This is a genomic window from Streptomyces endophytica, assembly GCF_026153355.1.
Classification (GTDB): Bacteria; Actinomycetota; Actinomycetes; order Streptomycetales; family Streptomycetaceae; genus Streptomyces; species Streptomyces endophytica.
In genome coordinates, this window is record NZ_CP110636.1 from 50,153 (window position 1) to 72,421 (window position 22,269).

Below are 22,269 nucleotides of genomic sequence, written 5' to 3' on the forward strand. Positions count from 1 at the left end.
ATACGGTGATCCCATGGCGGATCACGACACGGCGCAGGACACCGGTGAGCGACGGCTGAGCACGCGGGAGGCGGCCGACCGGCTCGGCGTGAAGCCCGAGACGGTCTATGCGTATGTCAGCCGCGGTCAGCTGACCAGCCACCGGGAACCGGGCAGCCGCGGCAGCACCTTCGACCCGAAGGAGGTCGACATGCTGGCCCGCCGCAGCGGCCGCCGCGAACCGCCCGCCGCCGGCGCCGAGTTGGGGATCCGCACCGGCATCACACTGATCGACCGCGACCACTGCTACTTCCGTGGCGTGGACACCGCGGAGCTCGCCGCCCACTACAGCTACGAGGAGGTCGCGGAGTGGCTGTGGACCGGCGTGCTGCGCCACGGCATCCGCTTCACCGCCCCGCAGGACGCCCGGACCGCGGCCCGCCGCGCCGTACGGGCGCTGCCGCCGCACAGCGGGCCGATGGACCAGCTGCGGGTCGCGGTGATCGCCGCCGCGGCCGCCGATCCGCTGCGGTTCGACCTCTCCGAGGACGCCGTCCTCGGCACCGCCCGCAGCCTCATCCCGACCCTGGTCGACGCCCTCCCGGCGCTGGGTGACGAACCCTCCACCGGCGGACCGCTCGCCCCCCGGCTCTGGTCCCGGCTGACCGCGGAGCCGGCCGACGTTGCATCGCTGCGCGTCCTGGACGCCGCGCTGGTCCTGCTCATCGACCACGACCTCGCCGCCTCCACGCTCGCGGTCCGGGTCGCGGCCTCCGCCCGCGCCCATCCGTACGCGATCGTCTCGGCGGGTCTGGGGGCGCTGGACGGTCCGCTGCACGGCGCCGCTAGCGGGCTGGTGCACAGGATGCTGCTGGAGGTCCTGGACCGGGGCAGCGCGGCCGCCGTCGTGGCCGACCATCTGCGGGCCGGTCGCCGGGTACCAGGCCTGGGCCACCCCCTCTACCCGGGTGAGGACCCGCGCGCCGGCGTCCTCTTCCGGCTGCTGGCGGACGTACCGCAGGCCGCCCCCGCTCTGCAGGCCGCCCGCGAGGTCGTCACCACCACCGCACGCCACACGGAGCTGCACGCCAACGTCGACCTGGCACTCTCCGTGCTGACCGTCGCTGCGGGCATGCCTCCCGAGGCGGGTGAAACGGTCTTCGCCCTCGCGCGCACCGCCGGCTGGGTCGCGCACGCCCTGGAGGAATTCGACGAGCGCCCGCTGCGCATGCGCCCCAGCGGCCAGTACCACGGCCCACGCCCCCCGCAGCCGCTGCCGTGAGCGAGCCCAAGCCGCCTTGGGCGCCCTCCATGAGCGAGCACAAGCGGGCCCGCGCGTCGGCCGTGAGTGGGTCCAAGCCATCGTGTGCGTCTGCCGTGAGCAAGCCCAAGCCGCCTTGAGCTCCGTCCATGAGCGGGCACAAGCGGGCCTGCGCGTCGGCCGTGAGTGGGTCCGAGCCCTCTCGCCCACCCGCCCCGAGCGGGCCTGGGCGGTCCGGCGTTCCTGCGGCGATGGGGAGCGAGTGGCCGGTCGTTCCCTCGCCGGTGGTCCGTGAGCGATCCCGCGTCGCCGCAATGACGCGAAGCCAATTCCTGTTTCCCGCGCCTTCCGCGCAGGCCCATGAGCGATCCGGCGTGCCCGACGCCCGAACCATGAGGTTAGGCTCGCCTTCGTGAGTACCTGCGCCACCGCCTCCCGTAACGCGGCCGAACCGCTCGCCGGGACCTCGGCCACCGCCCGCACCTGGCTGCTCATCGAGCAGACCGGCCCCTGGGGAGCCAAGGCGCTCACGGACAGCCACCTCGATCCAGGACTCGGCCGGGCCCTGAACGCCGCGGCGGACGGGACCGACGTACGCATCGCCCTGATTCGGCGCCCGGGCCGCCATGCCGACTGCCACGGTGTCTCCCGCCGCCGGCTCTTCCTCGCGCACACCGCGCCGGGGCGCTCCTGGGTGCGCACAACCACCGTCACCGATCCCGGCGCCGCCCTCGGCCTGGACTTCGCCGCCCTCGGCGCGGGCGAACACCACGGCACCTGGGAACCACACTCCGGCGACCCGCTGGTCCTCGTCTGCACCAACGGCAAGCGGGACCGTTGTTGCGCCCTGCTCGGCCGACCCCTGGCCGCGGAACTCTCCGCCGCCGGAATCGACACCTGGGAGGTCACCCACCTGGGCGGCCATCGCTTCTCCCCCACCCTTTTTCTCCTTCCTTACGGTTACGCCTACGGCCGTGCCTCGGCGCATCTGGTCAAGTCCGCCGTGGAGGCGGCGCGCAGTGGACGGATCGCCTTGGACCACTGCCGTGGCCGTTCGGCCTGGGACCGCCCCGCCCAGGCGGCCGACCTCGCGATCCGTGCCCGGATCCACGAGGACCGCGCGGATGCCCTCGACGTCGTACGGGTCGAGACCCTGCCGCCCGCACCCGCCGCCACGCCTGCCGGCAGTGCGGGACCGTCCTGGGCCGTCACGGTCGCGCACACGGACGGCCGGACCTGGCGGGTGACCGTCGAACAACGCACCGACGGCGCTCCCGCGCCGGCCAGCTGCGGGGCACCCCTCCTTCCCCCGTCGCGGATGGCGGTCACCTCGCTCACCGCCGCAGATCTGGCCTGACTCCTTCACGGCTTCACCGACGCCGACACGGCCCACGACATGGCTGCGGCGACTCCGACACCGCCACGGACCGTGACGACTCTGCGAGAGTAGGTGCTCACGCTCCGCGACCGAAAGGCCTGTGGATAACTCCCCCGAACCCGTCCTTCGCCGTCCACAGCCCGCGCCGCCGCTCCCGTCGCGGCCCCGCCGGCACGCCGCGCGTGGCCACCCGGACACCCTCCGAATTCCTCGCCGCAGGGATTACCGGCCCGGCGGTCGGCCCGCTTACTGTTCGTCCGTATGGGCGAGAAGGAAGCGTCGGTTCCGCGCCCGAGCGCCGCAGAGCCCTCGGGCCCCGCACCGTTTCCCGCCGGCGCCTCCGCCCCGCGCAGAGCGACCGCCCCGCTCGGCGCTGCCAAGGCACGCACCACGGCCGGACCGCGCCTGACGCGCCCCCGGCTGGGCTGGCCGCGGCGCGTCTTCTCCCAGGTGCTGATGATGCAGCTGGCCATCGCCACGGGGGTCACCGCGCTGGCGACCGGCCTGTTCCTCGCCCCGCTCAGCGCCCAGCTGGACGACCAGGCGATGCGCCGCGCGCTCGCGATCGCCCAGACCACCGCCGCCGAACCGCGCCTCGACGACGCGCTGGAGACGTCCCGCCCGAGCCCCCACGGCCCCGTCCAGAACGAGGCGGAACGGATCCGCGCGGCCACCGGCGCCGAGTACGTCGTGATCATGGACAAGCGTGGGGTGCGCTGGTCCCACACCGATCCGGACGAGATCGGGCGCCACGTCTCCACCGATCCGAGCGCCGCGCTCTCCGGCCGTGAGGTCATGCAGATCGACGAGGGCACCCTCGGCCGCTCCGCGCGCGGCAAGGTCCCGTTGCGGGACGAGCACGGCAAGGTCGTCGGCGCGGTCTCGGTCGGCATCGCGTACGAGAGCGTGCGGGAGCGGCTGCTGTCCACCGTGCCCCAACTGCTCGCGTACGCGGGCGGGGCGCTGGCCGTCGGCGCACTGGCCGCCTATCTCGTCTCCCGCCGTCTCCAGCGCCGCACCCATGACCTGGCCTTCTCCGACATCTCCGCGCTGCTCGCCGAGCGGGAGGCGATGCTGCACGGCATCCGGGAGGGCTTCCTCGCGCTCGACGGGCAGGGCCGGATCCGCCTGATGAACGACGAGGCGCAGCGCCTCCTCGATCTGCGCGCCGAGGACACCGGCCGCCCCCTGGAGGCCGCCCTTCCTCCGGGCCGGACGACCGATGTGCTGGCCGGCCGCGTCTCGGGCGCCGACCTGCTGGCGGTCAGCGGACACCGGGTGCTGGTGGCGAACCGTATGCCGACCGACGACGGCGGCGCGGTGGTCACCCTGCGCGACCGCACGGAGCTGGAGCGGCTGGGCCGCGAACTCGACGGCACCCGCGGTCTCATCGACGCCCTCCGGGCGCAGGACCACGAGCACGCCAACCGGCTGCACACCCTCCTGGGCCTGCTCGAACTGGGTCTGCACGAGGAGGCCGTGGAATTCGTGACCCGCGTGGTGGGCGTCCACCGGGCCACCGCGGAGCAGGTCACCGAGCGCATCCACGACCCGTTGCTGGCCGCCCTTCTGGTGGGCAAGGCCACCGTCGCCACCGAACGGGGCGTGTCCCTGCGGATCGCGTCCGGCACCCGGCTGCCCGACCGCCTGATCGACCCGCACAGCCTGGTCACCGTCCTCGGCAATCTCGTCGACAACGCCCTGGACGCCACCGCCGGCGCGCCCGATGCCCAGGTGGAGGTGGAGGTACGGGCCGAGGGACGGACCGCCGTCGTGCGGGTCGCCGACAACGGGCCGGGCGTGCCCGAGGAGCGCCGGGACGAGATCTTCACCGAGGGCTGGACCACCAAGGAGCCGCCCGCCCACGGGCAGCGCGGCATCGGACTCGCACTCGTCCGTCGGCTCGCCGAGCGCTACGGGGGTGGCGCCGTGGTGGACGAACGACCAGGAGGCGGCGCCGTGTTCACCGTCACGGTGCCCGATGCTCTCTCCGAGGAGCTTCCCGGGGCGGCCGGTGGCCCCGGGGGCGCGCACTGCGCCGAGGACGCCACGGAGGCCGGCCGGTGATCGACGTACTGATCGTGGACGACGATGCACAGGTCGCGCGGATCAACGCCGCGTACGTCGCCAAGGTGCAGGGTTTCCGGGTCAGTTGTGTCGCACATACGGCGGCGGAGGCCCTGGTCGCCCTGGAGACGCACCCCGTCGAACTGATCCTGCTGGACCACTACCTGCCCGACCGGACCGGCCTCCAACTGGTCGGCGAACTACGGCGTCGTGGCCTCTTCACCGACGTGATCATGGTGACGGCGGCCCGCGACATCGCGACCGTACAGGCCGCGATGCGGCACGGCGCGCTCCAGTACCTGGTCAAGCCGTTCACCTTCGCGGGCCTGCGCTCCAAGCTGGAGGGCTATGCGGCGCTGCACCGCACCTTCGCCGGCGGCGGACAGGCCGAGCAGTCCGAAGTGGACCGGCTCTTCGGTGCGTTGGGCGCCGCCAACGCCGGGCCCGCCGAGCTGCCCAAGGGGCACTCCACCGCCACCGCCGACCGCGTGCGCACGGTGCTGCGCTCCGCGGACACGCCACTCTCGGCCCAGGACGTCGCACACCGGGCCGGACTGAGCCGGCAGACCGCCCAGCGCTATCTGAAGCTCCTGGAACGCGCCGGCCGGATCCGCCTCACCCTCCGGTACGGCGAGACGGGCCGCCCGGAACACCGCTACGAATGGGTCTGACCCCTGGCGGAGGCTAGGGCCTTTCCGACCCTGACCCATCGGACAGGCCCTAGACCGCGCCCGCCCCGGTGAGCGCCCGTACCTCCGTCTCCGCGTGCCGGGCCGGATCGGCGGCCTCCGGGGAGAGCAGGGTGCCCAGCCAGCCCATCAGGAATCCCAAGGGGATCGAGACCGCCCCCGGATTGGACAGCGGGAAGACGGCGAAGTCCAGGTGGGGGAAGAGGGATTCCGGGCCTCCGGAGACCACAGGTGAGAGGACCACCAGGGTGAGCGCGGGGACCAGCCCGCCGTAGACGGACCAGACGGCACCCCGTGTCGTGAAACGGCGCCAGAACAGGGCGTAGAGCAGGGCCGGCACATTGGCCGAGGCGGCGACCGCGAAGGCCAGGCCCACCAGGAAGGCGATGTTCAGGTCCTGGGCGAGCAGCGCCAGGGCGATGGCGACGGCTCCGACCGCGACCGCGGCGAGCCGTGCCACGGCCACCTCGCGTCGCTGTGCGTCCCGTACCGTGCCGCGCGGGCGGCGCAGCGAGGCGTACAGGTCGTGGGCCACGGAGGCCGACGAGGCGAGGGTGATGCCGGCGACCACGGCCAGGATGGTGGCGAAGGCGACCGCGGCCACCACGGCGAAGAGAACTGTTCCTCCGGTGGAGCCAGCCCCGCCTCCCAGGTCGACGGCGAGCAGTGGAACGGCAGTGTTGCCCGCCGGGTTGGAGGCCCGGACCGCATCGCTGCCCACCACGGCGGCGGCCCCGAAGCCGAGCACGACGGTCATCAGGTAGAAGCCGCCGATCAGCCCGATGGACCAGCCGACGGAACGGCGGGCGGCCCGCGCCGTGGGCACGGTGTAGAACCGCGACAGGATGTGCGGCAGCCCCGCCGTCCCCAGGACGAGCGCCAGTCCGAGGCTGAGGAAGTCCAGCCGCGCGGTCCAGTCACCGCCGTATTTGAGACCCGGCGCGAGGAACGCCCTTCCGTGGCCGCTGCGTTCGGCGGCGGTGGTCAGCAGTGCGCCGAGGTCCCCGTGGAACCGGATCACCACCAGGACGGTCAGGGCCACGGCCCCGCCCAGGAGGAGCACCGCTTTGACCACCTGGATCCAGGTGGTGGCCCGCATTCCGCCGAAGGCGACGTAGACCACCATAAGGGCGCCCACGCCGATCACCATCCAGGTACGGGCCTGCGGTCCGGCGCCGCCGAGCAGCAGCGCCACCAGACTGCCGGCACCGACCATCTGCGCCACCAGATAGAGCACGGACACGGTGACAGAGGCCGCGCCGACCGCGATCCGCACGGGGCGCTCCCGCATCCGTGCCGCGACGACGTCGGCAACGGTGAACCGCCCGCAGTTCCGGACGAGTTCGGCCACCAGGAAGAGCACGAGCAGCCAGGCGACGAGGAAGCCGACCGAATACAGCAGCCCGTCGTAGCCGAAGAGGGCGATCAGCCCGGTGATGCCGAGGAAGGACGCGGCGGACATGTAGTCACCCGCGATGGCGAAACCATTCTCCATGGGGGAGAAGAGCCTCCCGCCGGCGTAGAACTCCTCCGCGGAGCCACGTCTGCGGCGTCCCGCCCAGAGGGTGATCGCCAGAGTGAGCGCGATGAAGGCGCTGACCAGAGTCAGGGCGAGGGTCTCGTGGCCGCCGGTCACCGTGCGTTCCCCCCGGTCAGTTCCTGGGTTTCCCAGCGGATCTCCAGCGCCGCGCGGTCCCGCCGCAGCCGTGCGTGCCGCATGTAGGCCCAGGCGAGGAGAAACGTTGTGGCGAACTGGCCGAGCCCGGCGGCCATCGCCACGTTGAAGGCGCCGACGAGCGGACGGGCCATGAGCCCCGGCGCGGCGATCGCCGCCACCACATAGGCGAGGTACCAGATCAGGAAGGCAAGGGTGGCCGGGACGACGAAGCTCCGGTAACGGCGGCGCACCTCCTGGAACGCCCCACTTCGGTGCACCGCCAGATAGATCTCGCCCGGGGGAATCCCGCTGTCCCGCGGCCCTCCTACGGTCAGCGGCTCCTCGGTATCCCCTTCGTGGCCCGCCGCTTCGACCGCACCGGCAGGCTCTGCCCACCCGGGGGCGAGGGCGTCATACCAGGGGTCGTCGAGCCGTACGGCCCCGGGCTCACCGGCCGAGCGGCCGTCGTGCTTGTCCACCGAACTCTCCTTGGTGCACGGGTTGGTTGTCCGTGCCGCCCAAGGGTGGACAGAAAGGAAGATCCCGGACGCACGCTTGCGGACCCTTCACCCCATCAGGTGATGGACCACCAGGAACTACCCGGGCGGCTGTGCGAGCCCGTGGCGGTACGCGTAGTGGATCGCCTGAGCCCGGTCGCGCAGCCCCGCCTTGGCGAAGAGATTGTTGATGTGGGTCTTCACGGTCGCCGTGGAAACGTGCAGGGTGCGGGCGATCTCCGGATTCGACAACCCCTCGGCGACCAGCCGCAACACCTCCACCTCGCGCGCGGTCAGCCCGTCCGGGGGCTCCGCCGGCGGCTGCGGCACGGTGTGGGCGGGCTCGGTGAAGCGCTCCAGGAGACGGCGCTGGATCTTCGGCGACAGGCCCGCCTCACCGGAAAGCACGTCGTCGATGGCACGGACGATCTCGTCACCGTCCGCGTCCTTGGTCAGATAGCCGCGGGCGCCGGCCTGCAGGGCGGGGAAGAGCGAGTCGTCGTCGGCGTAGGTGGTGAGCACCACGACCTGGGTGCCGGGGTGCTCCGCGCGGATCCGGCGGGTGGCCTCGACCCCGTCGCAGCGGGGCATGCGCAGGTCCATCAGGACGACGTCCGGGGCGTAACGGGCGACCAGTTGGACCGCCTCCTCGCCGTCCGGCGCCGAACCGACGACCTCGATGCCCGGCAGCAGCCCCAGCAGCATCACGATTCCCTCGCGCACCACTGTCTGATCATCGGCGACCACGACCCGCGTCACCGTACGTGCCGTCATGCGGGCACCCGCAACCGCACCACGAAGCCCTCCTCGTCAGGGCCGGACTCCAGCGTTCCGCCGAGGAGTTCGGCACGCTCCCGCATCCCGAGCAGACCGTACCCGGAACCGCTCGCGGAGAGTTCGGCGGACCGTCCGCGGCCCCCGTCGTCCCGCACTTCGAGCCCCACGTCGTCCGCCCCGTAGTCCAGCCGCACGCGCACCCGCGCCCCCGGGGCGTGCTTGCGCACGTTCGTGAGCGCCTCCTGGGCGACCCTGCGGACCGTGAGGCCCGCCTCGGCCGGCAGCACGCGGGGCTCGCCCGTCACGTCCAGCCGAGCGCCCTCAGCGGCCGTCAGGCGGCGCAGGAGGTCCTCGACCGGGATCATCTCCCCGCGGAGGGCGGAAAGCGCCTCACGGGTGCCGTCAAGCCCTTCCCGGGCCATCCCCCGGCACGCCACGACCCGCTCCAGGAGCTGTGCGCGGTCCGCCTCCAGGTCGGGACTGCGCTGGATCAGTTGCCGCACCGCCTCCAGATGCACCAACTGGGCGCTCAGGCTGTGGGCGAGGACGTCGTGGATCTCCCGCGCGATCCGGCCCCGTTCGGCCAGTGCCGCCGACTCCGCCTCGGCCTTGCGGGCCGCCCGCTCCTGGGCCAGCAGCCGCTGGGCGTTGCCGCGCGCCTCGGCGTCGAGGCGGATGACGTAGCCGGCCAGGGCCAGGCCCGCGGTGGTCGTGATGGTCGTCAGCCAGCTGTCGGTGTTCATCACGGCGTAAGCGGCGAGCGCGGCCGACGAGCACAGCACGCCGACGGCCAGCGGCAGCCGCTCCATCGCGGTGATGGCGCAGGCGCACCACAGGACGATCGCCGGCGTCCGGGCACCGGCGAAGGAGAAGCCGAAGGCCGCGGCCTCCAGGACGAGCAACAGGCCGACGGACGGCCAGAGAAGGCGCTCGCGCGTCACGCGGAAGAAGGCGCGGAACGCCACGAGCGTGGTGGCGACCCCCGCGAGCGCCGCCACCAGTGCCCAGCCCCGGAAGTGCGGCCCGGCCACCGTGGACCACGTCAGCCCCGCGACGACCAGGACGCGCACCGACCGGCCGATCCACAACCGGGCGCCGCTCATGCCTTCCCGGGACAGCGACTCCCGCAGGGGCCAGCTCGTCAAGGCAGGGGCAGCACGTACGGTCCTCGGTCGGTGGGTGGCGGTATCGGGCGCGCCGGGGCCTCAGCCCGCGACAGGAACACCGTACGTCCGCTGGAAGGCCTGGGCCCGCCAGGTGGTGACCCCGGTCCGGGTCAGCAGCATGCCGGCGACCGAGAGCATGATCGCCGGGGTGCCCTGATGGACGCCCATGGCCCCGGCGATGGCCATCAGGCCGCCGCGCAGCACCATGGCGCAGAGCCACACGCCGGCCGCCGCCCAGCTGCCCTTGGTCCACACCACCCCGTCCGCGTCCGTCCAGATGCGCGTCGTCCAGGCCCAGCCCGCACCGCAGCCCAGCCCTATCAGGAGCCCGACGGCCAGCAGGACGGCGGACGCGGTCCGGTGGGCGGGGTCCAGGAGGCCGGGGTCGCGCAGCGCCAGGAAGGCCAGGACGGCGGGGATCAGCCACCACTTCTTGCCCTCGGACGTGATGCGCTGGGCGCTGAACTGCTTGATGAACACGAACACGACAGCCGCGGCGATCGCCACGATGTTGAGCAGGCCGCTCATGACCTGAGCCTCCGGGAGACGGGATTTTCCGACGTCCCCGACGCTACGGAGAGTGGCCGCCGCGCGGATCGGAGCCAGGGTGGGGCCCGGGTGGAAAGCGCGGCGGGCGCCGCTCCACCTGGGGTGGAGAGACGCCCGCCCGGGCTCAGCGACCGCTCAGGTGTCGATCCGGGAACGGTCCAGAGTGGCCGCGGAGTTGGTGATGAACTCCTTGCGGGGGGCGACTTCGTTGCCCATCAGGAGATCGAAGGTCTTCTCCGCCGCCTCCAGGTCGCTGATGTTGATCCGGCGCAGGGTGCGGTGGCGCGGGTCCATGGTCGTCTCGGCGAGCTGGTCGGCGTCCATCTCACCCAGGCCCTTGTAGCGCTGGATGCTGTCCTTGTAGCGGACGTTCTTGCGCTGGAGCTCCAGCAGGGTCTGGCGCAGCTCGTTGTCCGAGTAGGTGTAGATGTACTTGTCCTGCCCCTTCTTGGGGTTGGTCAGCTCGATGCGGTGCAGCGGCGGCACGGCGGCGAAGACCCGGCCCTGCTCGACCATCGGGCGCATGTAGCGCTGGAACAGGGTCAGCAGCAGGATGCGGATGTGGGCGCCGTCGACATCGGCGTCGGCCAGGAAGATGACCTTGCCGTAGCGGGCCGCGTCGATGTCGAAGGTACGGCCGGAACCGGCCCCTATGACCTGGATGATGGCGCCGCACTCGGCGTTCTTGAGCATGTCCGAGACCGACGACTTCTGGACGTTCAGGATCTTGCCGCGGATCGGCAGCAGCGCCTGGAACTCGGAATTCCGGGCCAGCTTGGCGGTGCCCAGCGCGGAGTCGCCCTCGACGATGAACAGCTCGCTGCGGTCGACGTCGTCACTGCGGCAGTCCGCGAGCTTGGCCGGCAGCGAGGAGGACTCCAGCGCCGTCTTCCGCCGCTGCGCCTCCTTGTGCTGGCGCGCGGCGATGCGGGTGCGGGCAGCCGCGACGACCTTCTCCAGAACGGCGCGCGCCTGCTGCTTGGCGTCCCGCTTGGTGGACGTCAGGAACGCCTTCAGCTCCCGGCTCACCACCTGGGCGACGATCCGGGAGGCGGCCGAGGTGCCGAGCACCTCCTTGGTCTGGCCCTCGAACTGCGGCTCGGCGAGGCGTACGGTCACGACCGCCGTCAGGCCCTCCATGGCGTCGTCCTTGACGACGTCGTCCTCCGCGACGCGGAGCAGCTTGCTCGACCGCAGGACCTCGTTGACCGTCTTGGTGACCGCGCGCTCGAAGCCGGAGACGTGGGTGCCGCCCTTGGGGGTGGCGATGATGTTGACGAACGACCGGAGCGTGGCGTCGTAGCCCGTGCCCCAGCGCAGCGCGATGTCGACGCCCAGTTCCCGGGTGACTTCGGTGGGGGTCATGTGGCCGCGGTCGTCGAGGACCGGCACGGTCTCCTTGAACGTGCCCTGCCCGCTGAGCCGCAGGACGTCGCACACCGCCTTGTCCTGCGCCAGGTACTCGCAGAACTCGCTGATGCCGCCGTCGTAGTGGAAGGTCTCCTCGGTCTTGCCGGCGCCGTCGAGGCCGCGCTCGTCGCGGACGACCAGGGTGAGGCCCGGGACGAGGAAGGCGGTCTGGCGGGCGCGGGCGTACAGCGTCTCCAGGGAGAGCTTGGCGTCCTTGAGGAAGATCTGCCGGTCGGCCCAGTAACGGACGCGGGTGCCGGTCTTGGTCTTGGGGATCCGCTTGCCCTTGTGCAGGCCGTTGGCCGGGTCGAACGGGGCGTCCGGGCCCGATTCCGTGAAGATGCCGGGGACGCCGCGGCGGAAGCTGATCGCGTGCGTCTTGCTGTTGCGGTCGACCTCGACGTCGAGCCGGGCGGAGAGGGCGTTGACGACCGAGGCGCCGACGCCGTGCAGACCGCCGGAGGCCGCGTACGAACCGCCGCCGAACTTTCCGCCGGCGTGCAGCTTGGTCATCACGACCTCGACGCCGCTCAGCCCGGTCTTGGGCTCGACGTCCACGGGGATGCCGCGGCCGTTGTCGCGCACCTCCACGGACCCGTCGTCGTGGAGGACCACCTCGATGTGGTCGCAGTAGCCGCCGAGCGCCTCATCGACGGAGTTGTCGATGATCTCCCAGAGGCAGTGCATCAGACCGCGGCTGTCCGTGGAGCCGATGTACATGCCGGGGCGCTTGCGGACCGCTTCGAGGCCCTCCAGGACGAGCAGATGCCGCGCGGTGTAGTTGGAACCGTCCCGGTCTGCCCCGGTCAGCACTGCGGTGGACGGCACGGACATCTCGGCGGTCACGCGGTTCGCTCCTCGCTGAATTTCTGGCAGTCCGCATTCCGCGGACTCGGTTGTGGCGGTGTCGCCGGTCAGAGGGTACCGAGGCCTGGTAGAGCCGATGTGACGCCACCCGTAAGCATGCTCATGGTAGTAGAATTTCGCTCGTGCGTTCGATCGCTCGTTGGGGTGACGTCCGAGTGACGTGCACATCACGTTCCCTTCGAGGCATGAACCATTTAGGCTCCGGGCACGTCCTCATCAACAACCGGCAAGCCAGCCGGGGGGACAGACCCAGCACCCAACGTGAATCAGACCACCAAGCAATACGGCTCATTCGCCGCCACCCGGCAGCACCCGGCCCCCTCGAAGAATTTTTTTCGAGGAAAAGGCACGAGCGGGAACGTTTTCGGCCTGGTTGGATGTTGACCCTGGTACGACAGCTCGTCGAGCTAGAGAAGAGGCGACGTGACTACTGTTCTGACACCCGCGAGCCCGCTGACGGCCGCTGACCGCTGCGACCGCTGCGGCGCCCAGGCATACCTGCGCGTCGTCCTGATGTCCGGCGGAGAACTGCTCTTCTGCGCCCACCACGGTCGCAAGTTCGAGCCAGAACTCAAGAAGATCGCCGCGGAAATACAGGACGAGACGGAGCGGCTGAACGCTTCTCCGGCGTCCGCGTCCGATGAGGAACGCTGACACTTCGCATCCACGACGAGCGAGCAGCGGCCCTGCGCCGTGCGGCGGGCGGTCACCCCGGCACCACCGGGGGGCCGCCCGCACTCGTTGGCACGCCCCGGTTTTCTGCCGGCTCCCCGCGGCGGCTCAGCCCGCACCATGTGCCGAGACCGCCGGAAGCAACGCCGAGGCCCGGGTGTAGACCCCCGGCCTCCCCGCCTGACCGCAGCCGGTCCCCCAGGACACCAGCCCCACCAGGCGCCCGTGGACGACCAGCGGTCCGCCGCTGTCGCCCTGGCAGGCGTCCCGCCCGCCGTCCGGCTCCCCCGCGCACAGCATGGAACGGGACCGATACGTTCCGTCCGCGGTGCCCGGATAGGCGCGGGCACAGACCGCGTCGCGCAGCACGTTGACGTGCGCCGAGCGCAGCCGTGACGCGTAGCGGCCCTCGCCCGTGGTGTCTCCCCACCCGTAGACCGTGGCCCGGCTGCCCGGCCGGTAGGCCCGGTCATTCCGCCCCGCTATCGGGATGGTCCGGTTCCGTACCGGCCTCGGGAGCGTGAGGACGGCCATGTCGCCCTCATTGGTCCAGCTGTCATAGCGGGGGTTCACCCAGACCTTCGCGGGCTTGACCTCCTGCCCCCCGCCGCCGGTGAGGTTGTCGCGCCCGATCACGATGCGCAGGTCCCGGACCTGCTGCCAGGGGACGCCCAGCACCTCCTTGCCCAGGCAGTGCGCGGCCGTCACGACCGTGGAGTGCCCCACCAGCACCCCACCGCAGAACTGACCGGAGCGCTGGGCCCCGAAGCGCTGGTGGGAGGCCAGCGCCACCGCCCAGGGACTCTGGGACAGTTGCGCGGGCTTCCCGCCGATCACCGACTCGTCCGCGGCCGCCGGCACCGGCAGGGTGAGGACCAGTGCGAGGGCTCCGAGAACGGCGCCTGCGGTCGGACGCATACGGACTCCTGACTGTGGGACAGCTGTCGCCCACCCAGAGTGACCCAAACGGCTGCGCCGCGCACCCGGACGGCGGCGAGCCCGGCCCCTCCCCATTGGAGAGACCGGGCTCACGGCGCTGTACGGGCCGGGCGGTTCGACTAGTCGAGGTAGTCCCGCAGCACCTGGGAGCGCGACGGGTGACGCAGCTTCGACATCGTCTTCGACTCGATCTGACGGATCCGCTCACGCGTGACGCCGTAGACCTTGCCGATCTCGTCCAGCGTCTTCGGCTGGCCGTCGGTGAGACCGAAGCGCATGGACACGACGCCGGCCTCCCGCTCCGAGAGTGTGTCCAGAACCGAGTGCAGCTGCTCCTGCAGGAGCGTGAAACTCACTGCATCGGCGGGCACGACCGCCTCGGAGTCCTCGATCAGGTCACCGAACTCGCTGTCGCCGTCCTCGCCCAGCGGGGTGTGCAGCGAGATCGGCTCGCGGCCGTACTTCTGGACCTCGATGACCTTCTCGGGGTCATGTCGAGTTCCTTGGCCAGCTCCTCCGGGGTGGGCTCGCGGCCCAGGTCCTGGAGCATCTGGCGCTGGACGCGGGCCAGCTTGTTGATGACCTCGACCATGTGGACGGGGATACGGATCGTACGGGCCTGGTCGGCCATGGCGCGGGTGATGGCCTGACGGATCCACCACGTCGCGTAGGTCGAGAACTTGTAGCCCTTGGTGTAGTCGAACTTCTCGACCGCACGGATCAGACCGAGGTTGCCCTCCTGGATCAGGTCCAGGAAGAGCATGCCGCGGCCGGTGTAGCGCTTGGCCAGGGAGACCACCAGACGGAGGTTGGCCTCCAGAAGGTGGTTCTTCGCCCGGCGGCCGTCCTCGGCGATGATCTCCAGCTCACGCTTGAGCTTCGGCGCGAGCTTGTCGGAGTTCGCGAGCTTGTCCTCGGCGAACAGGCCCGCCTCGATGCGCTTGGCGAGCTCGACCTCCTGCTCGGCGTTGAGGAGGGGGACCTTACCGATCTGCTTGAGGTAGTCCTTGACCGGGTCGGCGGTGGCGCCGGCCGCGGCGACCTGCTGAGCGGGGGCGTCGTCCTCGTCATCGTCGGACAGGACGAAGCCGGCGTTCTCCGGAGTGTCGGCACCCTCGGGGCCCTCGCCCTTGCCGGGCGTCGGGGTCTCCTCGGTCACCTCGTCGTCGAGCAGCTCGTCGACGTCCTTCTTGGACGCGGTCTTCTTCGCGGTGGCCTTCTTGGCCGTGGTCTTCTTCGCGACCGTCTTCTTGGCGGTCGTCTTCTTCGCCGCTGCCTTCTTCGCAGGCGCGGACTCGGACTCACCGGCCGGGTCCGCCACGGGGGCGGGGGCGGCGGCGGTGGTCTTCTTGACCGTGGCGGTCTTGGCCGCGACGGTCTTGGTGGCGGTGCGCTTCGCCGGACTCTTCGCTGCGACGCTCTTGCGGGTGCGCTTGGGCGCCTCTGCGGCACTGACCATCAGCGTCACACCCTCCTCGTCGAGGATCTGGTTGAGGCTGCGCAGAACGTTCTTCCACTGGGTTGGCGGAATCTGGTCAGCCTCGAAGGCCCGACGCACGTCATCGCCGGCGATCTGCCCATCTGCCTTTCCCCGCTCGATGAGCGCCATCACAGACTCGGACTCGGCGATCTCCGGCGGGAGCGTACGGGATGTGCTGGCCGACACGAACAACCTCTCGGAACGATGGAAACGGCTTCCGACCCCGTCCAGTGTGGATCGGAGCCGACGACCGCCGGTGGGGATGGACCGACGGCGCAGGGGCAACCGGGGAGTTGAACAGCGTCACGAACGCCGCTCGTATTCCCTCCTCGGCTATCACCTCTTAAGTCATCGCGCTTCCCGGGAGAGCGTTACGCCCAATCTGCGTGGCCCGAGTCACACCCCATAACGACCCATTCCCTGTCATATGACATGCAATCCTCCCGAGATCTGCCGCCGGATCCGGTCGACGCCCCGGATCCGGCGAGCGAGTGCGCCTTCGCCGCGTACGGCGTGCCCCGCCCAGGGGTACGCAGGGCACGGGGCCGCGCGGCGCCTACGTTCCGTACGCGGTCGGGTACGGCCTTCAGTGCTCGCGGGGCGCGGGGACGACGTGGTCCACGGGCGTCCCGGAGCCCTGGCCGGCCGCCTCGCCATGGGCGGCGAGGAGCTGGCGCATCGCGGATTCGGCCGCCGTGGCATCGCCGGCGCCGATGGCGTCGACCACCCGCATGTGCTGGCCCACGGACGTCTCGACCGGCCGCTCACAGCCGCCGGCGGATCCGCCGGAGACGTGCAGGGCGGCGGAGACGATGCCGGAGAGATGCTCCAGCATGCGGTTGCCGGCGAGCTGGAGCAGCAGGGAGTGGAACTCGGCGTCGGCGCGGGAGAAGGTCATGGTGTCGCCCTGGGCCGCGGAGTGGCCCATGATCTCGACCATGTCGGCCAGCCGCTGCTGGATGTCCTCCCGGCTATGCCCGGCGGCGAGGCGGGCGGCCAGCGGCTCGATCGTCCAGCGCAGCTCGCACAGCTCCCGGCGCTGGTCGTCACGCTGCGGGCCGTAGGCGCGCCACTCGATGATGTCGGGGTCGAGGAGGTTCCAGTCGCTGACCGGACGCACCCGGGTGCCCACGTTGGGGCGCGCGCTCACGAGCCCCTTGGCCTCGAGGACGCGCAGTGACTCACGGACGACGGTGCGGGAGACCTCGAAGCGCTGGCCGATCTCCTCGGGGACGAGCGGACGGTCGGCGCCGAGATCACCGGAGACGATCATCTGGCCGAGCTGTTGGACGAGTTGGCCGTGCAGGCCGCGGCCGCGGCTGCCGGCCGCGCGCCGGCCGACCCGGCCGATCTCGGCCTCGGAGCCGTCCCAGACCTGCGGAACGCGCTCGGCACGCTCCGGGCCGGCCGTGTTGCCGGTGTTCGCGGCGTTGGCGGCGTTGGCGTAGGGGTAGCGGTCAAGCTCGCCCGGGCCTGCGAGGCCGGTGTCGCCGGGGCGAGCCGCGGTCATCATGGTGTGCGCAAGGGTACTCACGCATCCTTTGTCGGCGACACCCTGAACACCCTTGAGGTCTTTGGTGAAAAGCACACGAAAGGGTGATCGCCCCCCATCTCTGAATTGACGCTTTATCGGAAGGAAATGCGCCGCCCAGGGCGAGTTACGAACAGCATGCGTAACAACAGGGCGCCAAAACAGGCGCCTTACTCGACCGGAACGGAGAGTCGGAGCGCGTCATGACGACATCTCCGCAGGCCAGAGCCGGTTGACCGCAACAACGGCGCGCTGCCTACGGATTGAGCCGAGCCACTTCTCACGACCGATATGTCGCGGTCGATTCCGGACCGCCACTTGACGGCCACCGCGCAACCACTCCGTGAAATCAAGGAATTTCACACGCGGAACAGCGGCATCAACAGGCATTTACCACACCGGATGACGACCCGTTCCGCATCTCAAATCACGCGCCTCTCCGCGCCACCGGCGTTACTCGGCAGGTGAGTTGAGATGCTCACCCGGGGCGACGACATCGAGGGGCGCACCCGACGGCGAAGCCGTCGACGCGAGTGACCTGAGCGGGCGCGACGCAGGCCGCGATGCAGGCCGGAGCGCGACCGGGACCCGCTGGCCGCAGGAGTCGCCCGCCGGGAGAAGCGAGCCGCAGGCAGTGAGCGACCGGGCGCCGGCCACGGGCGACACAAGCGGCCCGACCCGGACAAGGTATCGGAATATGTCCTATTTTCTCGTAATTGTTCAATCGTGTCGGTTTCTGCAGTGCGCGGGCACAGGAGGGAACAGCGGCCCGTGGCCGTCCTCACCGGGAAGGCCGAAGGCCGTGCTCAGACCTCGGGGCGCAGCATCGGCGGGTTGAGCAGCGTCGCGCCGCCGGCCCGGAAGAGCTGCGCGGGGCGGCCGCCCTGACGCGTCGTGGTGCCGCCCGTCGGCACCAGGAATCCCGGGGTGCCGGTCACCTTCCGGTGGAAGTTCCGGGGGTCCAGGGCGACCCCCCACACGGCTTCGTAGACCCGGCGCAGCTCCCCCACCGTGAACTCCGGCGGGCAGAAGGCCGTGGCGAGCGAGGAGTACTCGATCTTCGAGCGGGCCCGCTCCACCCCGTCGGTGAGGATCTGGGCATGGTCGAAGGCGAGCGGGGCCGCCAGCTCGCCCTCGCGGGCATGGGTGTCGTCCGGCTCCAGCAGGGTCTCGACCGGCGCCCAGCGGGCGCTCCGGGCGTCACCGCCGGCCGTGGGAGCGGGCAGGTCCGGTGCGAGGACCAGATGCGCGACGCTGACGACCCGCATCCGGGGATCCCGCTTCGGATCGCCATATGTGGCGAGCTGTTCCAGATGGGCGCCGTACGCGGGCGTCGGACCCGTCGGGGTCTGGGCGTGCAGACCGGTCTCCTCGGCCAGCTCCCGGGCGGCCGCTGCCTCGAGGTCCTCGTCGGCCCGGACGAATCCGCCGGGCAGCGCCCAGCGGCCCTGGAACGGCGGCTCACCGCGGCGCACGGCCAGCGCGCAGAGGGCGTGGCGGCGCACGGTGAGCACGACCAGGTCGACGGTGACAGCGAAAGGCGGGAAGGCCGACGGGTCGTAGGGAGGCATGGCGTGATCATAGTCGTCCGCCTGACGATAAACAGGCCCGCAGTACCTCACGAACGCAGTTGCAGACCCTCCGCGGCCGCTTCCACCATGCCCATGCCGAGTCTGCTGATCCGTACGGCGAACGGCTGCTCGGCGACGCTCAGCCCGGTGAGCTGCATCGCGCCGAGCGGGGTCGTGCCGAGCGGCCGCACGGACACCGTGCCGGCCGGGACATCGGGGCGCAGTCCGGCAAGGGCGATCAGTATGTGCACCGCGCCGGCCGCCGACACCGCTGCCGGGCGGCAGGCCGCCGGGTGCGGCACGGGGGCTCCGTCGGCCGTGCGCTGCTCCCCGCGTACATCTCCGGGAGGCGGTGCCCGAAGCTCTCCGCCGCGTCGAGGACGCCCCGGGTCAGGGCTGCGGCGGCGCGCTCGTGGCCGGCCGCGGCCAGTCCGGCGGCGGCGATCGCCGACTCGTGGACGCGCACCGCACCGCTGCGGTGGCCGAAGGGGTTGTAGCCGCTCTCCTTGGCACCCAGTCCGCGCAGCCCCCACCCGGAGTCCATGGAAGGCCCGCTCAGCAGTCTGGCCAGCTGGTCCGTCTGGGCCCCGTCCAGCAGGCCGGGGGCGAGGGCACCACCGCCGAGCAGGCCGGGGTCGAGGAGGTGAGCGGCGGTGGAACCGAGGTACGGGACGGGCCGGCCGTCGGCGGTGAGCAGCGCGGCGGGGCGGCCGCCGGCCCGGTCCTCCAACCAGAAGTCCTGGCGGAACCGGGTGCGCAGGTCCGCGGCCCACTCGCGAAGGGCCACGGCGTCGGTGGAGCCGCAGGCGTCGAGGAGATCCGCGCCCAGGAGGGCGGCCCGATGGGCGTGGGCCTGGGTCTCGCAGCGGTACGGCCCGTCGGGCGCCGGATCGGGGATGTAGCCGCTGCGGGCGCGGCCCACCGGGTCGGAGACGATCCGCAGCCATCTCAGACACCGTTCCGCGGCCGGCAGCAGCCGTGCGGTCTCCGGCTCGGGCAGTCCCCAGCGGCGCGCCTCCGCGAGCACGGCGGGGAACAGCAGGGTCGCCTCGATACCCGTGCAGCTCGGCGGGGCGTGCGGTCCCGCGTCCCGCAGGGCTCCCGGAATTCGGCCGAAATCCGGCCCTGGTGCGGCCTGTTGGCTACGGGCGAGCGCCCGTAGGGTGCCCGCGGCGAGCCGGGTGCCCAAGGGCAGCAGCATTCTGGCGGCCCACAGCGCCTCGGCCGGTGCCAGCCCGCAGCGCCACGGGAAGCCGCCCGCGAGATAGACGTCCGCGGGCGTCGCCGGGTCCCGCATCGCCAGGCCGTACAGATCGTCCAGGCCGGCCGCCATGAGGGCGTCGGCCCGGTGGTCGTCGCACTCCAGCCGGGTGGCGAGCCAGGGGCGGGGCGGCCGGTCTACACGCGTGCGTGGTGCGAACGTGCCGCTCCGCGGGCCGGGGATGCGGGCGTTCCCGGCGCGACGGTGCCCGGCGGGGCCGCTGCCCGGTCCGGTGGTCGTCTGCTCCAGTGCGGCGCGCAGCTCGATGGTGCGGCGGCCGCCGGCCGGGAGTTCGAGATCCCAGCGCAGCAGCCCGGCCGACGCCAGGGCGTCCTCGGGCGGCGGATCGGCGGTCACCACCGCGTGGACTCCCGGCCCGGACCAGCGGAGGCCGGAGCCGTGGACGGCGGCGCGCAGCTCGGGGCCCGGGAGGCCGACGGCGACGGCTCCGAGCTCCGCCAGGTCGGTCTGCAGCCGGATCTCCACCGGCAGCCTGACGGGCCGGTTCGCGCTGCTCAGGAAGGTGATCCGCTCGGTACCGTCGGCCGTCCGCAGCCGCTCCATGCGGATGTCCGGGTCCGGGCCCCGCTCACCGGTTCTGCGGATCGTGCCGACGAACCTGGCCCGGTCGGCGGCGGTCATCCGGCCCTGGACGACCAGCGGTTCACCGCCCGCGACCCGCAGCTCGCAGTGGGACAGGACCCGCCGTCCGTCCCGGTAGAAGCCCTCCAGGCCCTGGCCGGTCAGCTGTCCCGATGCGGGGGACACCGCCAGGGCCGGCAGTGCCACGCAGACCAGCGAGGCGTGGACGGGCTGCGGTTGAGGGGCCCGGGGCGGCGCCGGACGCCGCTCTTGGGATGGCCGGCGGGCAGCTCGGGTAGGGGGGACGATGCCTGGCACGCTCTGCGCTCCCTGGTGACGTCGGGGCTTCGTACGGCCTGCGCCATACAGGTGAACGCTCCGGCCGGCGCCCAGGTCACGCCGGCCGCACGACGACCGGGCGGTCACCGTCGGCTCCGGTCGTCATGACCACTCCGCCGCCCGCCACGTCCCCCGGTCGTACGCGCCCCGGGGCCCGTACCGCCGCGCGGTCCCCGAGGACGCCCGGAGGGCGCGGCACGGCCGGGCGCCGGGCGCTTGGCGGACCGGGATCGCTTCGCACCGGAGGTGGGCGCGCAGCTCGCGGTGCTCACCGCCTCCTCGTGTTGCTCGCGCAGGCACCGGCGCAGTGGCTCAGGGTCGAGCCCCTCGTTGATCGCGCGGTGCAGCAACTGGGCGAAGGTGTAGTCGGGGTCGAGCGAGAGGGCGCACCCGAGGGCCACCCGCGCCGAGGGACCGTCCTCCGTTGACCAGCTGACCCATCCGGCCAGGGTGAGCGGTGCCGTGGCGTGCTCGGCGTAGCTTCCGGCGCAGCGCCGGGCGAGGGCCCGCCACAGGCGGAGGGCGGGGGCGGCGGCCGTGCCGTCCATCCACTCCGCCGCCCGGTCACGGGTGACCCGGTCCTGGAGCCCGAGGATGAGGCTGGCCGCCTCGGCGTTGGTGATCAGTGCGTCGTCGCAGGCGTCCCGGGCCCGGTTGCTGCCCGCGGGGGTGTCCTGGCGGAAGCGGTGGATCATTGCGGCGGCCAGTTCGAGGGTGTCCTTCCGAACGACCGCCGCGCCGTCCGGCCGGAGCATCCGGGGCAGCAGTGCCTGGGCCGCCGCGTCCAGGGCCCTTTCCTGTTCGGCGGCCCGCTGCCCGGTGCGTGGCCGCAGCCTGGCCTCCATCTCCTTGAGGGAACCGCGCACCTGCATTCCGGCGTAGGCGGCCGCCGCGGCCATGACCGACGTGCCCGGCATCACCATCTGGGTGCCGTCCGCGGGGCAACACCGGAAGTCGGGGCAGCAGTAGGACCAGAAGCGGCCGTTGGAGAGGCAGAGGGCTTCGAGGACGGGGACATCGAGCGCTCCGCAGGCCGTGCGCAGCCGCTGGGCGAACGGCTGGAGCCGGTCCCTGACGTCGCGGCCGTTCTCGCCCGCCGCGGGCTCCTGACAGAGGTAGACGATGATCGCCGTGGGCCGCGTGGACGCGTCCTGACCGGCCGGGATCAGGCATTCGGCGAGCTGGTCGGCGACGTCGGTCCACTGCGTCCGGTCCGCCGGAATACCGAGCCGGACCCGGCCGCCGAACCGTCCTCGCTCACCGTGCAGCGCGACCAGGACCACGCTGTCGTCCGGATAGAAGCCCATCAAATACGGCAGCGCGTCGGCCAGCTCGGCCGGGCCCCGCAGGGTGACCTGGGACTCCTCTGACGGCTCCGGAAGTGCTTCGGCAGGTGTCGGTACGGAGAGGTGCTGGGCGTCGGGTGCTCCGGCGTGGCGGGAGGTCTCGCTGGGGTCTGCAGGGTCGGTGGGCCGGGGATCGGCCGGCGCGTGGGAGGACTCCGGAGAGGGACTCGGACCCGGGATCGAGGGGGTGGGAGGGGGCGAGGGTTGAAGGGTGTCGAGGACGTCGGGGAGTGGGAAGGGGTGGGCTGGGT

15 protein-coding genes and 2 pseudogenes are annotated in these 22,269 nt (G+C 71.9%); 5 read left to right on the forward strand and 12 right to left on the reverse strand.

The genetic code is table 11. The features are described 5' to 3' along the window. Window positions 1–13 precede the first annotated feature (13 nt). The 4 genes from OJ254_RS00240 (at window position 14) to OJ254_RS00255 (ending at window position 5,356) form a co-directional block, all read left to right on the forward strand. Window positions 14–1,261: a citrate synthase gene (locus OJ254_RS00240; RefSeq protein ID WP_265360778.1), complete on the forward strand. Its 1,248-nt coding sequence runs from the start codon at window positions 14–16 to the stop codon at window positions 1,259–1,261. Between the two features lie 391 nt (window positions 1,262–1,652). After that, window positions 1,653–2,597 carry a sucrase ferredoxin gene (locus tag OJ254_RS00245; protein ID WP_265360779.1) on the forward strand — a complete coding sequence of 315 codons (945 nt, stop codon included), beginning with the start codon at window positions 1,653–1,655 and terminating at the stop codon, window positions 2,595–2,597. Between the two features lie 477 nt (window positions 2,598–3,074). Then, on the forward strand, window positions 3,075–4,685 hold the full coding sequence (locus OJ254_RS00250; protein WP_265364995.1) for an ATP-binding protein: 1,611 nt from the start codon (window positions 3,075–3,077) through the stop codon (window positions 4,683–4,685). Beyond that, window positions 4,682–5,356, forward strand: a complete 675-nt coding sequence (locus tag OJ254_RS00255) for a DUF7342 family protein (protein ID WP_265360780.1) — start codon at window positions 4,682–4,684, stop codon at window positions 5,354–5,356. Before OJ254_RS00250 ends, OJ254_RS00255 begins: the two co-directional genes overlap by 4 nt. A gap of 49 nt (window positions 5,357–5,405) precedes the next feature. Here the strand turns inward: OJ254_RS00255 and OJ254_RS00260 are convergent, their stop codons facing one another. The 6 genes from OJ254_RS00260 to OJ254_RS00285 all read right to left on the reverse strand — a co-directional run bounded on the left by OJ254_RS00260 (window position 5,406) and on the right by OJ254_RS00285 (window position 12,276). Further along, window positions 5,406–7,010, reverse strand: a complete 1,605-nt coding sequence (locus OJ254_RS00260) for a solute symporter family protein (protein WP_265360781.1) — start codon at window positions 7,008–7,010, stop codon at window positions 5,406–5,408. Next, window positions 7,007–7,510, reverse strand: coding sequence for a DUF485 domain-containing protein (locus OJ254_RS00265; protein WP_265360782.1), 504 nt, complete (start codon window positions 7,508–7,510; stop codon window positions 7,007–7,009). Before OJ254_RS00265 ends, OJ254_RS00260 begins: the two co-directional genes overlap by 4 nt. Window positions 7,511–7,627: 117 nt before the next feature. Beyond that, the gene (locus OJ254_RS00270) at window positions 7,628–8,302 is read right to left on the reverse strand and encodes a response regulator transcription factor (RefSeq protein ID WP_261955290.1); all 675 of its coding nucleotides are present in this window, start codon (window positions 8,300–8,302) and stop codon (window positions 7,628–7,630) included. Beyond that, a complete protein-coding gene (locus tag OJ254_RS00275) occupies window positions 8,299–9,408 on the reverse strand; it encodes a sensor histidine kinase (protein WP_265364996.1) in 1,110 nt (369 codons plus the stop codon). Before OJ254_RS00275 ends, OJ254_RS00270 begins: the two co-directional genes overlap by 4 nt. 102 nt (window positions 9,409–9,510) lie before the next feature. Continuing rightward, complete coding sequence (locus tag OJ254_RS00280; RefSeq protein WP_265360783.1) at window positions 9,511–9,999, reverse strand: DUF1453 domain-containing protein; 489 nt, start codon at window positions 9,997–9,999, stop codon at window positions 9,511–9,513. A gap of 156 nt (window positions 10,000–10,155) precedes the next feature. Beyond that, on the reverse strand, window positions 10,156–12,276 hold the full coding sequence (locus OJ254_RS00285; protein WP_265360784.1) for a DNA gyrase/topoisomerase IV subunit B: 2,121 nt from the start codon (window positions 12,274–12,276) through the stop codon (window positions 10,156–10,158). A gap of 444 nt (window positions 12,277–12,720) precedes the next feature. On the opposite strand from OJ254_RS00285, the gene OJ254_RS00290 reads away from it, so the two are divergent. Next, window positions 12,721–12,951, forward strand: a complete 231-nt coding sequence (locus OJ254_RS00290; protein WP_030412880.1) for a DUF7455 domain-containing protein — start codon at window positions 12,721–12,723, stop codon at window positions 12,949–12,951. A 126-nt stretch (window positions 12,952–13,077) separates the two neighbouring features. Here OJ254_RS00290 and OJ254_RS00295 read toward each other — a convergent pair whose 3' ends face one another. The 6 genes and pseudogenes from OJ254_RS00295 to OJ254_RS00320 all read right to left on the reverse strand — a co-directional run bounded on the left by OJ254_RS00295 (window position 13,078) and on the right by OJ254_RS00320 (window position 21,979). Next, window positions 13,078–13,887, reverse strand: a complete 810-nt coding sequence (locus OJ254_RS00295) for a serine protease (protein ID WP_265360785.1) — start codon at window positions 13,885–13,887, stop codon at window positions 13,078–13,080. Window positions 13,888–14,027: 140 nt separating this feature from the next. Then, window positions 14,028–15,574: pseudogene (locus OJ254_RS00300) on the reverse strand (RNA polymerase sigma factor). Window positions 15,575–15,974: 400 nt separating this feature from the next. Beyond that, the gene (locus tag OJ254_RS00305; protein WP_279349397.1) at window positions 15,975–16,976 is read right to left on the reverse strand and encodes a FadR/GntR family transcriptional regulator; all 1,002 of its coding nucleotides are present in this window, start codon (window positions 16,974–16,976) and stop codon (window positions 15,975–15,977) included. A 749-nt stretch (window positions 16,977–17,725) separates the two neighbouring features. Continuing rightward, window positions 17,726–18,490 carry an NUDIX hydrolase gene (locus OJ254_RS00310; RefSeq protein ID WP_265360787.1) on the reverse strand — a complete coding sequence of 255 codons (765 nt, stop codon included), beginning with the start codon at window positions 18,488–18,490 and terminating at the stop codon, window positions 17,726–17,728. A 47-nt stretch (window positions 18,491–18,537) separates the two neighbouring features. Further along, window positions 18,538–20,540 (reverse strand): annotated as a pseudogene (locus OJ254_RS00315) (glycogen debranching N-terminal domain-containing protein). Between the two features lie 215 nt (window positions 20,541–20,755). Continuing rightward, entirely contained in the window at window positions 20,756–21,979 is a 1,224-nt protein-coding gene (locus OJ254_RS00320) for a DUF4192 domain-containing protein (RefSeq protein WP_423835791.1), read from the reverse strand. Window positions 21,980–22,269: the final 290 nt, after the last annotated feature.

Excerpts from the sequence above, each read along its gene's own strand:
- OJ254_RS00240 (WP_265360778.1), top strand. The coding sequence starts at position 14 with ATGGCGGATCACGACACGGCGCAGGACACCGGTGAGCGACGGCTGAGC.
- OJ254_RS00250 (WP_265364995.1), top strand. The coding sequence starts at position 3,075 with ATGATGCAGCTGGCCATCGCCACGGGGGTCACCGCGCTGGCGACCGGC.
- OJ254_RS00270 (WP_261955290.1), bottom strand. The coding sequence starts at position 8,302 with ATGACGGCACGTACGGTGACGCGGGTCGTGGTCGCCGATGATCAGACA.
- OJ254_RS00275 (WP_265364996.1), bottom strand. The coding sequence starts at position 9,408 with ATGAGCGGCGCCCGGTTGTGGATCGGCCGGTCGGTGCGCGTCCTGGTC.
- OJ254_RS00280 (WP_265360783.1), bottom strand. The coding sequence starts at position 9,999 with ATGAGCGGCCTGCTCAACATCGTGGCGATCGCCGCGGCTGTCGTGTTC.
- OJ254_RS00295 (WP_265360785.1), bottom strand. The coding sequence starts at position 13,887 with ATGCGTCCGACCGCAGGCGCCGTTCTCGGAGCCCTCGCACTGGTCCTC.
- OJ254_RS00310 (WP_265360787.1), bottom strand. The coding sequence starts at position 18,490 with ATGCCTCCCTACGACCCGTCGGCCTTCCCGCCTTTCGCTGTCACCGTC.
- OJ254_RS00320 (WP_423835791.1), bottom strand. The coding sequence starts at position 21,979 with ATGGGCTTCTATCCGGACGACAGCGTGGTCCTGGTCGCGCTGCACGGT.